17 protein-coding genes are annotated in these 13667 nt (G+C 68.7%); all 17 read left to right on the top strand.

The features are described 5' to 3' along the window. The first annotated feature begins 175 nt into the window (after window positions 1-175). From AC1D2O_RS19250 to hypE, 17 genes are read left to right on the top strand one after another with little or no spacing between them, the layout of a single operon-like run. A complete protein-coding gene (locus tag AC1D2O_RS19250) occupies window positions 176-1267 on the top strand; it encodes a hydrogenase small subunit (RefSeq protein WP_478157727.1) in 1092 nt (363 codons plus the stop codon). A gap of 34 nt (window positions 1268-1301) precedes the next feature. Further along, complete coding sequence (locus AC1D2O_RS19245) at window positions 1302-3158, top strand: nickel-dependent hydrogenase large subunit (protein ID WP_478157726.1); 1857 nt, start codon at window positions 1302-1304, stop codon at window positions 3156-3158. Between the two features lie 27 nt (window positions 3159-3185). Beyond that, window positions 3186-3803, top strand: a complete 618-nt coding sequence (locus tag AC1D2O_RS19240; RefSeq protein WP_478157725.1) for a HupE/UreJ family protein — start codon at window positions 3186-3188, stop codon at window positions 3801-3803. 32 nt (window positions 3804-3835) lie between these two features. Continuing rightward, window positions 3836-4564 (top strand): Ni/Fe-hydrogenase, b-type cytochrome subunit, encoded by a 729-nt coding sequence (cybH, locus tag AC1D2O_RS19235; RefSeq protein ID WP_478093646.1) that lies wholly within the window; start codon window positions 3836-3838, stop codon window positions 4562-4564. 4 nt (window positions 4565-4568) lie between these two features. Next, complete coding sequence (locus AC1D2O_RS19230) at window positions 4569-5204, top strand: HyaD/HybD family hydrogenase maturation endopeptidase (protein ID WP_478093648.1); 636 nt, start codon at window positions 4569-4571, stop codon at window positions 5202-5204. Between the two features lie 7 nt (window positions 5205-5211). After that, window positions 5212-5556 carry a HypC/HybG/HupF family hydrogenase formation chaperone gene (locus AC1D2O_RS19225; protein ID WP_478157724.1) on the top strand — a complete coding sequence of 115 codons (345 nt, stop codon included), beginning with the start codon at window positions 5212-5214 and terminating at the stop codon, window positions 5554-5556. Beyond that, window positions 5553-6056, top strand: a complete 504-nt coding sequence (locus tag AC1D2O_RS19220; RefSeq protein WP_478094251.1) for a hydrogenase — start codon at window positions 5553-5555, stop codon at window positions 6054-6056. The genes AC1D2O_RS19225 and AC1D2O_RS19220 overlap by 4 nt, the downstream gene beginning before the upstream one ends. A 10-nt stretch (window positions 6057-6066) precedes the next feature. After that, the gene (locus AC1D2O_RS19215) at window positions 6067-6933 is read left to right on the top strand and encodes a hydrogenase expression/formation protein (protein ID WP_478157723.1); all 867 of its coding nucleotides are present in this window, start codon (window positions 6067-6069) and stop codon (window positions 6931-6933) included. After that, on the top strand, window positions 6930-7172 hold the full coding sequence (locus AC1D2O_RS19210) for a rubredoxin (RefSeq protein WP_478094254.1): 243 nt from the start codon (window positions 6930-6932) through the stop codon (window positions 7170-7172). The genes AC1D2O_RS19215 and AC1D2O_RS19210 overlap by 4 nt, the downstream gene beginning before the upstream one ends. Continuing rightward, window positions 7169-7723: a [NiFe]-hydrogenase assembly chaperone HybE gene (hybE, locus tag AC1D2O_RS19205; protein ID WP_478094256.1), complete on the top strand. Its 555-nt coding sequence runs from the start codon at window positions 7169-7171 to the stop codon at window positions 7721-7723. Before AC1D2O_RS19210 ends, hybE begins: the two co-directional genes overlap by 4 nt. A 23-nt stretch (window positions 7724-7746) precedes the next feature. Beyond that, window positions 7747-8859, top strand: coding sequence for a hypothetical protein (locus AC1D2O_RS19200; protein WP_478157722.1), 1113 nt, complete (start codon window positions 7747-7749; stop codon window positions 8857-8859). Continuing rightward, window positions 8852-9199 carry a hydrogenase maturation nickel metallochaperone HypA gene (gene hypA, locus AC1D2O_RS19195; RefSeq protein WP_478090877.1) on the top strand — a complete coding sequence of 116 codons (348 nt, stop codon included), beginning with the start codon at window positions 8852-8854 and terminating at the stop codon, window positions 9197-9199. The genes AC1D2O_RS19200 and hypA overlap by 8 nt, the downstream gene beginning before the upstream one ends. 11 nt (window positions 9200-9210) lie before the next feature. Next, on the top strand, window positions 9211-10062 hold the full coding sequence (gene hypB / locus AC1D2O_RS19190; protein ID WP_478090876.1) for a hydrogenase nickel incorporation protein HypB: 852 nt from the start codon (window positions 9211-9213) through the stop codon (window positions 10060-10062). 5 nt (window positions 10063-10067) lie between these two features. Next, window positions 10068-11225, top strand: coding sequence for a Kae1-like domain-containing protein (locus tag AC1D2O_RS19185; protein WP_478090875.1), 1158 nt, complete (start codon window positions 10068-10070; stop codon window positions 11223-11225). Next, the gene (locus AC1D2O_RS19180; RefSeq protein ID WP_478090874.1) at window positions 11216-11461 is read left to right on the top strand and encodes a HypC/HybG/HupF family hydrogenase formation chaperone; all 246 of its coding nucleotides are present in this window, start codon (window positions 11216-11218) and stop codon (window positions 11459-11461) included. The genes AC1D2O_RS19185 and AC1D2O_RS19180 overlap by 10 nt, the downstream gene beginning before the upstream one ends. Continuing rightward, entirely contained in the window at window positions 11458-12612 is a 1155-nt protein-coding gene (gene hypD, locus AC1D2O_RS19175) for a hydrogenase formation protein HypD (protein ID WP_478090873.1), read from the top strand. Before AC1D2O_RS19180 ends, hypD begins: the two co-directional genes overlap by 4 nt. Window positions 12613-12665: 53 nt before the next feature. Beyond that, on the top strand, window positions 12666-13658 hold the full coding sequence (gene hypE, locus AC1D2O_RS19170) for a hydrogenase expression/formation protein HypE (protein ID WP_478090878.1): 993 nt from the start codon (window positions 12666-12668) through the stop codon (window positions 13656-13658). Window positions 13659-13667 lie beyond the last annotated feature (9 nt).

Here is a 13667-nt window from a genome sequence, read left to right as displayed (position 1 = left end):
AATCAAATCATGCACTTGCAGCGGCCATTCAGGGTTTTCCCAGGGAGCCGTGTGAACTGGTCCGCGAGTTGCAATGAAGAGGGAGCGGCAATGCATGGCCCCCGGGGCCGACCCGGCCCTTCGCAGGCCCGCCGCTCCCAACGACATCGCCGCCAAGGCAAGGAGACAGCACACGATGGAAACGTTCTACGAGGTCATGCGCCGCCAGGGAATCTCGCGCCGCAGCCTGCTCAAGTACTGTTCGCTCACCGCCACGTCGCTGGGCCTCGGCCCGGCCTTCGTGCCGCAGATCGCCCATGCCATGGAGACCAAGCCGCGCACGCCGGTGCTGTGGCTGCACGGGCTCGAATGCACCTGCTGCTCGGAATCCTTCATCCGCTCGGCGCATCCGCTGGCCAAGGACGTGGTGCTGTCGATGATCTCGCTCGACTACGACGACACGCTGATGGCCGCCGCCGGCCACCAGGCCGAGGCGATCCTCGAGGAGATCATGAAGAAGTACAAGGGGAACTACATCCTCGCGGTGGAGGGCAACCCGCCGCTCAACCAGGACGGCATGAGTTGCATCATCGGCGGCAAGCCCTTCATCGATCAGCTCAAGCATGTCGCCAAGGACGCCAAGGCGATCATCAGCTGGGGCTCGTGCGCAAGCTGGGGTTGCGTGCAGGCCGCCAAGCCGAACCCGACCCAGGCCACGCCGATCCACAAGGTGATCTTCGACAAGCCGATCATCAAGGTGCCCGGCTGTCCGCCGATCGCCGAGGTCATGACCGGCGTGATCACCTACATGCTGACCTTCGACCGCATCCCCGAACTCGACCGCCAGGGCCGCCCGAAGATGTTCTACAGCCAGCGCATCCACGACAAGTGCTACCGCCGCCCGCACTTCGACGCCGGCCAGTTCGTCGAGGCCTGGGACGACGAATCGGCACGCAAGGGCTACTGCCTCTACAAGGTCGGTTGCAAGGGCCCGACCACCTACAACGCCTGCTCGACGGTGCAGTGGAACGAGGGCACGAGCTTCCCGATCAAGGCCGGCCACGGCTGCATCGGCTGCTCGGAAGACGGCTTCTGGGACAAGGGCTCGTTCTACAACCGCCTGACCGACATCCACCAGTTCGGCATCGAGGCCAATGCCGACCGGATCGGTGCCACGGCCGCAGGCGTGGTCGGGGCGGCAGCGGTCGCGCATGCCGCCGCATCGGCCATCAAGCGGGCCGCACAGCACAAGGCCGAAAGCAAGACGGCCGACACCGCCGAACGCTGAAGAATTCGATGCCCCAACGGCAAGGACCACAACAATGAGTGCATACGAGACACAAGGCTACAAGATGGACGATACGGGTCGCCGTATCGTGGTGGATCCGGTCACGCGGATCGAAGGTCACATGCGGTGCGAAGTGAATGTCGACAGCGACAACGTCATTCGCAACGCGGTGTCGACCGGCACGATGTGGCGCGGGCTCGAGGTCATCCTGAAGGGCCGCGACCCCCGCGATGCCTGGGCTTTCGTCGAACGCATCTGCGGCGTGTGCACCGGTTGCCACGCGCTCGCCTCGGTGCGCGCGGTGGAGGATGCGCTTGGCATCACGATCCCGAAGAACGCCTACCTGATCCGGGAGATCATGGCCAAGACGCTGCAGGAGCACGACCATGCGGTGCATTTCTACCACCTGCATGCGCTCGACTGGGTCGACGTGGTGTCTGCATTGCAGGCCGATCCGAAGAAGACCTCGGAGCTGCAGCAGACCGTGTCCCCATCGCATCCGATGTCGTCGGCGGGCTATTTCCGCGACATCCAGAACCGGCTCAAGAAGTTCGTCGAGAGCGGCCAGCTCGGCCCGTTCATGAACGGCTACTGGGGCAGCAAGGCCTACGTGCTGCCGCCCGAGGCCAACCTGATGGCGGTGACGCACTACCTCGAGGCACTCGACCTGCAGAAGGAGTGGGTCAAGGTCCACACCATCTTCGGCGGCAAGAACCCGCACCCCAACTACCTGGTAGGCGGCGTGCCCTGCGCCATCAACATCGACAAGGACGGCGCCGCGGGCGCGCCCGTCAACATGGAGCGGCTGAATTTCATCGAGGCGCGCATCCGGGAAATGATCGAGTTCAACAACAACGTCTACATCCCCGACGTGCTGGCGATCGGCACCATCTACAAGCAGGCCGGCTGGCTCTACGGCGGCGGCCTCGCCGCGACCAACGTGATGGACTACGGCACGTACGAGAAGGTGATGGGCGACCACCGGACCCAGCAGCTGCCCGGTGGCGCGATCCTGGGCGGCAACTGGGACGAGATCCTCCCGGTGGACCCGCGCGACCCCGCGCAGGTGCAGGAGTTCGTCAACCACAGCTGGTACAAGTACGCCGACGAGTCGAAGGGGCTTCACCCGTGGGACGGCGTGACCGAACCCAACTACGAGCTCGGCGCAAGGACCAAGGGCACACGAACGAACATCGAGCAACTGGACGAAAGCGCAAAGTATTCGTGGATCAAGTCACCGCGCTGGCGCGGCCACGCGATGGAGGTCGGTCCGCTGTCGCGCTACATCCTCGGCTACGCGCACGCGCTGAAGGGCCATCCGCACTGCCAACGGGTGAAGGAGCAGGTCGACCGGTCCGCGGCGATCATCAACAAGGATTTCCCGAAGGCGCTGGGCATGCCGCAGACGCAGTACACCGTGAAGCAGTTGCTGCCCACGACCATTGGCCGGACGCTGGCGCGTGCGCTCGAGGCACAGTACTGCGCCGAGATGATGCTCGACGACTTCAACGAACTCGTGGCCAACATCAAGGCCGGCGACACGAGCACGGCCAACGTCGAGAAATGGGACCCGTCCACTTGGCCGAAGGAGGCCAAGGGCGTCGGCACCGTCGCTGCGCCGCGCGGCGCGCTGGGGCACTGGATCCGCATCAAGGACGGCCGCATCGAGAACTACCAGTGCGTGGTGCCGACTACCTGGAACGGCAGCCCGCGAGACACCAAGGGCCAGATCGGCGCGTTCGAGGCGAGCCTGATGAACACGCCGATGGCCAACCCGGAGCAGCCGGTCGAGATCCTTCGCACGCTGCACTCGTTCGACCCGTGCCTCGCCTGCTCGACCCACGTGATGAGCCCGGACGGCCAGGAACTCACCAGCGTCACGGTGCGCTGACCACCCCCAAGGAACGGAGACAAGCACATGCAGATTCAGACAGCACGCAGCACCCGCGCTCGGGTGTCGGTGGCCAAGGCCTTGGCCGCGGCCTTCGCGTTCACACTGGCCTCGGCGGCGCAGGCCCATCCCGGCCACGGCACCGAAGGCTTTGCCGCCGGGCTCGCACACCCGCTCGGCGGCTACGATCATCTGCTCGCCATGGTCGCGGTGGGAATGTGGTCGGTGGTCGCGCTGCCGAAGGGCTGGCGCGCCGCAGGTCCGGCGGCATTCCTCGCGACGCTGCTGCTGGGCGCCGTGCTGGCCATCCGCGGCATCGGATTGCCGGGGGTCGAGGCGGGCGTCGCGCTGAGCGTGGTCGCGCTCGCGGCGTTGCTGCTGGGCGCCGGGCGCATCGCACCGATGGCCGGCCTGGCACTGGTCGCGCTCGCCGGGGTGCTGCACGGCCATGCACACGGCGGTGAATTGGCCGGCGGCCATTCGTTCATGGCCTACGCGGCCGGCTTCCTGCTGGCCTCGACGCTGCTGCACGCCGTGGGCCTGGGCGCCGGCGCCGCGCTGCAGCGGTTGCCGGGCTGGGCCTGGCGCACGGCGACCGCGCTGATCGGCGGCAGCGGGCTGCTGATGCTCGCGGCGCGCCTCTGACGCCGGCGCGCACACCATCCCGGGACCCAGCCATGAATACAACCTCCTCCCCCGTTGCCCCGGCCCGCGGCGGCGACGACAGCGCCGTGGCGCACGGCCGGTCGATCAAGTCGGTCTATGTGTACGAGGCACCGGTGCGCATCTGGCACTGGATCAACGCGCTCGCGATCACGGTGCTGGCCATCACCGGCTATTTCATCGGCTCTCCGCTGCCGACCCAGCCTGGCGAGGCCAGCGCGAACTTCCTGATGGGCTACATCCGCTTTGCGCATTTCGCGGCCGGCTACTTGCTGGCGGTCGGGCTGCTCGGGCGCATCTACTGGGCCGTCGTCGGCAACCACCACGCGCGCGAGCTGTTCTGGGTGCCGATCTTCCAGCGCGTCTACTGGCAGGAGATCTGGGGCATGGTGAAGTGGTACGCGTTCGTCAGCGCGCGACCCGGGCGCTACGTGGGCCACAACCCGCTGGCGCGTTTCGCGATGTTTTTCGGTTTCCTCCTGCTGATTGTCTTCATGATCGTCACCGGCTTCGCGCTGTATGCGGAAGGCGCCCAGCGCGGCTCCTGGCAGGACCGACTGTTCGGCTGGGTCATCCCGCTGTTCGGGCAGTCGCAGGATGTGCATACCTGGCACCACCTCGGCATGTGGGGGCTGATCGTGTTCGTGATCCTGCATGTGTACGCCGCGATCCGGGAGGACATCATGGGCCGCTCCAGCGTGGTCAGCACGATGATCTCCGGCCATCGCACATTCAAGGACTGAGCCCATGTCGCAGGACGAATCCATTTGCGTGCTCGGCATCGGCAACGTGCTGTGGGCCGACGAGGGTTTCGGCGTGCGCTGTGTCGAAGCCCTGCAGCAACGCTGGGAGTTCGCACCGCATGTGGCGCTGATCGATGGCGGCACGCAGGGCCTCTACCTGATCCAGCACGTCCAGCAGGCCAGCCGACTGCTGATCTTCGACGCTATCGACTACGGCCTGCCGCCCGGCACGCTCAAGCTGATCGAGGACGACGAAGTGCCTCGCTTCATGGGCGCCAAGAAGATGAGCCTGCACCAGACCGGGTTCCAGGAAGTGCTCATGCTGGCGCAACTCACCGAGCGCTATCCACGGCACGTGCTGCTCGTCGGGTGCCAACCCGAGGAGCTGGACGACTACGGCGGCAGCCTGCGCCCGACCGTGAGACTTGCGATGGAGGACGCCCTCGCGCTCGGCGTCGACGCACTGCGGCACTGGGGTGCCGCCCCGCGACCGCGCAGGCAGCCGCTGGACGGCGCCGAAGTCGTGACCTTCCGCCAGCTCGACCTCGGGCGCTACGAGGCCGGACGACCGGCCGAGGACGCCGCCTGCCGCCGCGGCGACGAACGCTTCCTGCCGGCGCCAGCGCGGCAGGAGGCCTGAGCGCGCCATGTGCATCGGGATCCCCATGCAGGTCATCGCGGTCGAGCCTGGACACGCCCTCTGCACCGGACGGGGCGAGCAGCGACGCGTCCGGACCGCGCTGGTGACGCAGCCGGCGGTCGGCGACTGGGTACTGGTCTTCCTCGACAGCGTCCGCGAATACATCGATGCGCGGCGCGCCGGCGAGATCGATGCCACGCTCGACCTGCTTGCGGCGGCACAGGCCGGCGCCGCGAGCGGTGCACCGGCTGCGTTCGACCTTCCTTCCAGCGCCAGCGCGCAAGAACTCCTCGCTCTGTGTGGCCAGCAACCGCCGCGCCTTGCCACCGAACTCACCGAAAGACTTCCATGACACCCGAAATCACCGGCAGCGAAACGCTCGTCAACCTGCCGGTCCAGGCGCCGGAGCCCCGGCGCGAGGGCTCGGCCCTCATTGCGCGCCTGGTCGACGACTTCGGCGCGACCTGGGTCGACGACCAGAGCATCGACGCCTGGTCGGCCCTGGGCGGTGACCGCGTCGTGCTGTTCGCGGGCGACCCCGTGCGCTTTCCCGAGGGCCAGGACGTGGCCGCGGTGCTGCCCGAGTTGCAACGCAGCTTCCCGGGCCGCTTTGCCGTGGCTGTGGTGCCGCGCGACCTGGAGGAAAAGGTCGCGCGCCGTTTCGGCTCACAGCGCTGGCCCACGCTGCTGTTCCTGCGCGACGGCGGCTACGTCGGCACCGTGTCGGGTATGCACGACTGGGACGTGTTCCTCCAGCGGGTCGAGAGCGCACTGGCGAGTCCGGTGACGCGCGCACCGACGATCGGCATCCCGGTGGTGAGCGCCACCGGCGCGGCCGCCTCCTGCCACTGAGGACCGCACGATGAAAGACTTCCCGATTCCCGTGCACACCATCGGCCCCGGCTCCCAGCCCGAAGAAGAAGAGCTCGCCTACATGGCGATGCCGCAGGGCATGGAAACCTTTCGCGCACCCGTGCTGCCTGAACCCGAGGAAATCGCAGCCCACCAGCCGGCGCACGCTGCGCTGCGCGACGCGCTTGCGCAACTGGCGGTCGTTTGCCGCCAAGGCGGCAACCGCCGCATAGCGCTCGGCGGTCTTGCACCGGGCGACCTTGCCCTCGTCAACCAGGTTCTCGGCGAGGGCGAAGTCAGCGCCCTGGTGCGGCACGAGGGCACGCCGCAGCGCGAGCTGCGCGCCCAGGAGGCGGTCTTCGCCGGCGTCTGGCGCGTGATCGGGTCGGTCGACGGCGTGGTTGCGACCGATTGCATCGAACTTGGCGCCATTCCCGATGCGCTGAAGGAAGTTGCACGCGAAGACGTTGCGCCCGTCGTTGCGCGCTGGTCGGGCGCGTTGCCGCCCAACGTGCAGAACGCGCCGGCCGTCCTGGCCGAGATCGAGGACCATTGGCGCGCCTGGGTGCCGGGCCGCCCCGCGCAGGTCATCAACCTCACATTGCTGCCGATGTCGGTGGAGGACATCGGATTCCTCGATCATCACCTGGGCACCGGCCGCGTGCTCATCCTGTCGCGCGGCTATGGCAACTGTCGCATCACGAATACACGAATGCCGAACTGCTGGCGCGTCGTCTACTACAACTCGCAGGACGTGGTGATCCTGAACACGGTCGAGATCGGCGACCTGCCCGAAGTTGCCCAGGCCGCGCGCGAGGACCTGGAGGACTCGCACGAGCGGCTGGCGGAGGTGCTGCAGTGGCTCGAGAGCGCATGACCGCCAGCAGTCCTGCACGGTTCGAGGGCAGCTATCTCGGCGACCGCGCGAAGCTGGGCGCCTCGGCACGGCTCGAATGCAAGATCTGCTGGTGGGTGTACGACCCGGCGCTCGGCGACGACATCTGGCAGATCGCCCCCGGCACCGCGTTCACCGCGCTGCCGCCCTACTGGCGCTGCCCGCAATGCGACGGCGACGCCGACCAGTTCATGGTCCTCGACGACGCGAGCCCGACATGACCGGCTCCGATCGCACCGGACACGCCGAGCTGACGCTGCGGACGCGGGCGCTCCAAGCGGTGTTCGCAGGCATCTCGCGCTCGCGCGTGGCCGGCCTGCCCTTCATGAACACCGCACTGCAGGTGGAAGCGGTCGGCTTCGGGCTCGAACCGGCACCCCCGCGCGATGATGCGCAACACCGGCCGGATCCCCGGGCCGCGACCGGCATCCTGGTCACGCCCTGGTTCATGAACCTGGTGTGGCTGCCGGTCGCGCGATGCGACACGCCCGCACTGATCGGCACGACACGCGTGCGCAACATCGGGCATACGCAGTTTGCCTTCACGGGCTCGCACGAAGACGGCCTCGGGTCGTTCGAAGCCTGCTCGATGTTCTCGCCCATGTTCGAGTTCGCAACGCAGGCCGACGCGATCGCCACCGCCTCGGCGCTGCTGGCTCAGCTGCGCGGGCGTGCCGACGCACCGCCCGACGCACGCCCGGACTCCGCGTTGGCGGCGCCGGCGCGGCGCGCTTTTCTGCTCGGGCGCGCTGCCCAGGAACATGCGCCGTGAATACGGTCCAGGTCCTCGGGGGCATGCTGCAGGTGCGACCGGGGCTGCGACGCCCGCACACCCTCGCCAGCAGCCGCCGCGCCCTCGCCGGCCTGTTGTTGACGGGTCAACCTGCGACCGCAGCGCCGCGCATGTTGAGCCGTCTGTTCACCTTGTGTGGCCACGCCCACGCCTTGTGCAGCGCGCTGGCGCTGGCGGCGGCGCAAGGGCAGGAAGCATCCGCATCCGTGGCGCAGTTGCATGCGCTGCGATGGGAGACGGCGCGCGATCACGCGCTGCGCATCGGCCTCGACTGGCCGGTCGAATTGTGCGTGCCAGGCGCAGTACAGGCATCGGCCGACGACAACCGCAATCCGCTGCTGGGCTGTCCGTGGCTGGCCGGCGCGGCGCGGTCGCAGGGCGATGTCGATCGGACCGTCTGGCTCTCGCATCTGCTGGGCACCTCGCCGGCCGCCTGGCTGGCACTCTGGGAACAAGAAACTGCCGGGTGGCTCGCTCAATGGTGTGAGCGCAATCACGGTTGGCTGCCCGCATTGCTGCGCGCCTGCGCTCCGCTCGCGATCGACCCGTTGCTGCCCGCGGCGCCGCTGCGTCCGCACACCAGCCCGGCGGACCTGCATGCTCTCGCGGCCGGAATGGGCACCACGTTCGACGCGACCGCGCCCACCTGGCGCGGCCAATGTGCCGAGACCGGAAGCTGGACCCGGTTGCACGACCGGCGCACCGAACCGCCCGCGAACGCATGGGAACGGCTCGGCGCACGCATCGCCGAACTGGCACGGCTTTCCCTGCCGGATACGCCAAGTCGCAGCGGCGCAGCGTGGCTCGCCACGGGCGCGTTGCAGACCGGTCCCGGCGAAGGGCTGGCATGGGTCGAAATGGCGCGCGGCCTGCTGCTCCATCGCGCGCGCGTCGAAGGACCGCCCGGTGACCGGCGCGTGGCCGGCTACGAGGTCGTGGCCCCGACAGACTGGAACTTTCATGCCCGCGGCGCCGTGGCGCATGCGCTCGAGCACATGCCCGCCGCGGGCAGCGAAGCGCAGGCGGCGGTGCGCATCCTGATGGCAGCGTACGATCCGTGCGTGCGCTTCGCGATCGAAGCGCACGCAGCGACCCCGGAGTACCACCATGCATGAAGCCAGTCTGGCCGGCGGCATCCTGAAACTCGTCGAAGACGCGGCGCGCCGGGAGGGATTCCGGCGTGTCACTGCGCTGCGGCTGGAAGCCGGACAGCTCTGTGGCGTGGAGACGCGTGCCCTGCGTTTCGCGCTGGAGGCGATCGCACCTCGAACCTGCCTGGAGGGCGCGTCGATCGACATCCGCGAGCCGCCCGGCACCGCATGGTGCCTCCCATGTGGCGCCAGCGTGGAGATCCAGCGGCGCGGCGATGCCTGCCCGCGCTGCCGCAGCCATCAGCTTCAGGCCACGGGCGGCACCGAGCTGCGCGTGCTCGAGCTGCAAGTCGAAGATCTATAAGGAGACCCACCATGTGTGTCGTTTGTGGATGCGCTGAAACTGAACACGAACACGGCCATGATCACCATCACGGGCACGGGCACGGGCACGATCTTTCCCCCCACGGCGACCTGCATTTCGGATCAGGCGCGGCCCGCGTATCGGTGCCTGGCCTGAGCCAGGAGCGCACGATCCGGCTGGAAGCCGACATCCTCGGCGAGAACAACCGTATCGCCACGCGCAACCGCAGCCACTTCGCCGCGCACGGCGTGCATGCGCTGAACCTGCTGTCCAGTCCCGGATCGGGCAAGACCACCCTGCTGTGCGCCACCATCGACGCACTGCGGGCGCGCCACCCGGAGATGGACATCTCGGTCATCGAAGGAGACCAGCAGACGAGTTTCGACGCCGAGCGAATCCGCGCGACCGGCGTGCCGGCAGTCCAGGTGAACACCGGCAAGGGCTGCCACCTGGACGCGCCGATGGTCGCGCATGCCTTCGCGCAGTTGCACAGCCACGCCCATGACCCCGTGCACGCGGACGACCGCAGCCTGTTGTTCATCGAGAACGTCGGCAACCTCGTCTGCCCGGCCTTGTGGGACCTCGGCGAGGCCGCCAAGGTGGTGCTGCTGTCGGTCACGGAGGGCGAAGACAAGCCGCTCAAGTACCCGGACATGTTCGCGGCCGCCCGGCTGATGGTGCTCACCAAGATCGACCTGCTGCCTCATCTGCGCTTCGACGTGGCACGCTGCATCGACGGCGCGCGCCACGTCAATCCGGCCATCGAAGTGATCCAGTTGTCCGCCACCAGCGGCGAAGGCATGGGTGCCTGGCTCGATTGGCTCGCCGGCGCGGACGACGACACCGGCCCGCTCGGCGCCTGACGTCGATGCAACAGCCGCTTCCCGCCGTGCTGGCCTGCGGCGCATGGCTCAAGAACACCGCATGCCTGCTTGGGCATCGCCAGGCGCGCTGGTCTGCGCTGCACGGGGACCTGCAGGACCCGACAGCCTGCCGTCGACTGGAGGCCTCGCTGCGGTCGCTCGCGCGCGACGCACGTGACGCGCAGGCGCCGGTGGCCGCGCTGGCGCATGACCTGCATCCCGACTTCTTCAGCACGCGCATCGCCATCGCCCTGGCGCACGAGTGGGGCGTACCGGCAATCGCCGTGCAACACCACCACGCACACATCGCGGCCGTGATCGCCGAACACGACCTGGACGAGCCGGTCATCGGCCTCGCCCTCGACGGCGTCGGTCTCGGCAGCGACGGCACGGCCTGGGGCGGCGAGCTGCTGCGGGTCGACGGCAACGGCTGGGATCGCCTGGGCAGCCTGTGGCCGCTGGCGCTGCCCGGCGGCGATGTCGCGGCACGCGAACCCTGGCGCATGGCGGCTTCGGCCCTGCACGCGCTCGGCGCCGGCGACCGGATTGCCGACCGCTTCTCGCCGAGTGTCGGGCCTGCCTTGGCCGGCGGGGTGCAGCGCATGCTCGCCGCCGAGTTGAATTGCCCGCCCACGAGCAGCACCGGTCGCTGGTTCGACGCGGCGGCCGGCGCGCTAGGGCTGAGCGTGCGCCAGGCCCACGAGGCCGAGGCCGCGATGGCGCTCGAGGCGGCGGCCGCACGCTGGCTGGCCGGGCACACGGTCACAGCGACCGCCGCCTGGCCGGAAGCCGGCAACCTGCGGCTGCTCGATCCGCGCCCGCTGCTGGAGCGACTGTTCGCCTGGCCCATGCCGCAACGCAACGCCGACGAGGCCGCGGCCTGGTTCCACCTGTCGCTGGCGCAGGGCCTGGCCGGCTGGGCCGCGGCCGCGGCACGCCAGGCCGGGTGCGGCACCGTCTGCCTCGGCGGCGGCTGCTTCTTCAACGCGATCCTGCGCATCGAGGTGACGCAGGGGCTCCAGGCGCGCGGGCTTCGCGTACTTTCGGCCGGCCGTTCGGGTTGCGGTGACGCGGCCCTCGCGCTGGGCCAGGCCTGGGTCGCCGCCCACAGCCTGCGCGCACGAACCTTCCTCACCCCACGAAAAGCCATGCCATGTGCCTAGCCATTCCCACTCAATTGATCGAACTGCGACCGGGCGCGCTGGCGCTGGTCGAGCTCGGCGGCATCCGCAAGGAAATCTCGGTCGCGCTGGTGCCTGACGCGGTCGTCGGCGACTACGTGATCGTGCACGTCGGCCACGCGATCGGCCAGATCGACCCCGAAGAGGCCGAGCGAACGCTGGCGATGTTCGGCGCGCTGGCGCAACGCGATGCCGAGAACGGAGCGACCCTGCCATGAAATACATCGACGAGTTCCGCGACGGCGCGATTGCAAGAAGGATCGCCGACCGCCTGCACGCCGAGGCGCTGCCGCAACGCCAGTACAGCTTCATGGAGTTCTGCGGTGGCCACACGCACGCGATCTCGCGCTACGGCATCAGCGAACTGCTGCCCGCGAACGTGCGCATGATCCACGGCCCCGGCTGTCCGGTGTGCGTGCTGCCGATCGGCCGCATCGACCTGGCGATCCAGCTCGCGCTCGAACACGGTGCCATCGTCTGCACCTACGGCGATACGATGCGCGTGCCGGCTTCCGACGGCCTCTCCCTGGTGCGCGCCAACGCGCGCGGCGGCGACATCCGCATGGTCTACTCGGGCGCCGACGCACTCGAGATCGCGCGCCGCGAGCCGGATCGCGAAGTCGTCTTCTTCGCGATCGGCTTCGAGACCACGACACCGCCGACCGCGTTGACGATCCGGACCGCTCAGCAAGAGGCACTGAAGAACTTCAGCGTGCTGTGCTGCCATGTGCTCACGCCCTCGGCGATCACGCACATCCTCGAATCGCCGGAGGTGCGGCAGTTCGGCACCGTGCCGATCGACGGCTTCGTCGGGCCGGCGCATGTCAGCATCGTCATCGGCTCGGCGCCCTACGAGCACTTCGCGCAGGAGTATCGCAAGCCGGTCGTGATCGCCGGATTCGAACCGCTGGACGTGATGCAGGCGGTGCTGATGCTGGTGCGGCAGGTCAACGAGGGCCGCACCGAGGTCGAGAACGAGTTCACCCGCGCGGTGAACCGCGACGGCAACCTGCACGCGCAGGCGCTGGTCTCGCAGGTGTTCGAGTTGCGCAGCAGCTTCGAGTGGCGCGGCCTCGGCGAGGTGCCGTACAGCGCGTTGAAGATCCGCCCGGCATACGCCGGGTTCGATGCCGAACGCCGCTTCGGCCTCGGCTACCGGCCGGTTCCTGACAACAAGGCCTGCGAATGCGGCGCGATCCTGCGCGGCGTCAAGAGGCCGACCGACTGCAAGATCTTCGGCACCGTCTGCACGCCGGAGAACCCCGTCGGTTCGTGCATGGTCTCGTCCGAAGGCGCATGCGCGGCGCACTACTCGTACGGACGCTTCAAGGACATCGCGATCAAGGTCGAAGCGGAGGCGCAAGCGTGAACACCAAGAAGGACTACGTTCGCCCGCTCGACATCCGCCACGGCCGCGTCGACATGGGTCACGGCGCCGGCGGCCGGGCGGCCGCGCAGTTGATCGAGGAGTTGTTTGTCACCGCGTTCGACAACGAATACCTGCGCCAGGGCGACGACGGCGCGACTCTGGCGATTCCCGTCGGCGCCAAGCTCGTGATGGCGACCGACGGCCACGTCGTCTCGCCGCTATTCTTTCCCGGCGGCGATGTCGGCTCGCTTTCGGTGCACGGCACGATCAACGACGTGGCGATGTGCGGCGCGACGCCGCTCTACCTCGCGGCGAGCTTCATCCTCGAGGAAGGCTTTCCGCTCGCCGACCTGAAGCGCATCGTCGAGTCGATGGCGGCGGCCTCGCGCGCGGCCGGCGTGCCGATTGTCACAGGCGACACCAAGGTGGTCGAGCAGGGCAAGGGCGATGGCGTGTTCATCAGCACCACCGGCGTTGGCGTGGTCGCGGCCGGCGTGCGCATCTCGGGCGCGAACGCGCGCCCCGGCGACGTGGTCCTGCTCTCCGGCTCGATCGGCGAGCACGGCGTGGCGGTGTTCTCGAAGCGCGCATCGCTCGACTTCGAGACCACGATCGAATCCGACAGCGCCGCCCTGCACGGGCTGGTGGCGGCGATGCTCGCGGCCTCGAACGGCGTGCGCGTGCTGCGCGACCCGACCCGCGGTGGCCTGGCGACGACGCTGAACGAGATCGCGCGCCAGTCGAACGTGGGCATGCTGCTCGACGAGGCGGCGATCCCGGTGCGGCCGCAGGTCGAGGCGGCCTGCGAGCTGCTCGGGCTGGATCCGCTTTACATCGCGAATGAAGGCAAGCTGATCGCCATCTGCGCACCCGACTCGGCCGACGCGGTGCTGGCCGCGATGCGCGCACACCCGCTGGGCTCGCAGGCGGCGCGCATCGGCAGGGTCACCGAAGACCCGCACCGCTTCGTGCAGATGGAAACGAGCTTCGGCGGCCGCCGCGTCGTCGATTGGCTGAGCGGCGAGCAGCTGCCGCGCATCTGTTGAGAGGCCATG

The organism is Variovorax sp. P1_G12 (assembly GCF_056405555.1).
This window is presented reverse-complemented; position numbering and strand designations above follow the sequence as displayed.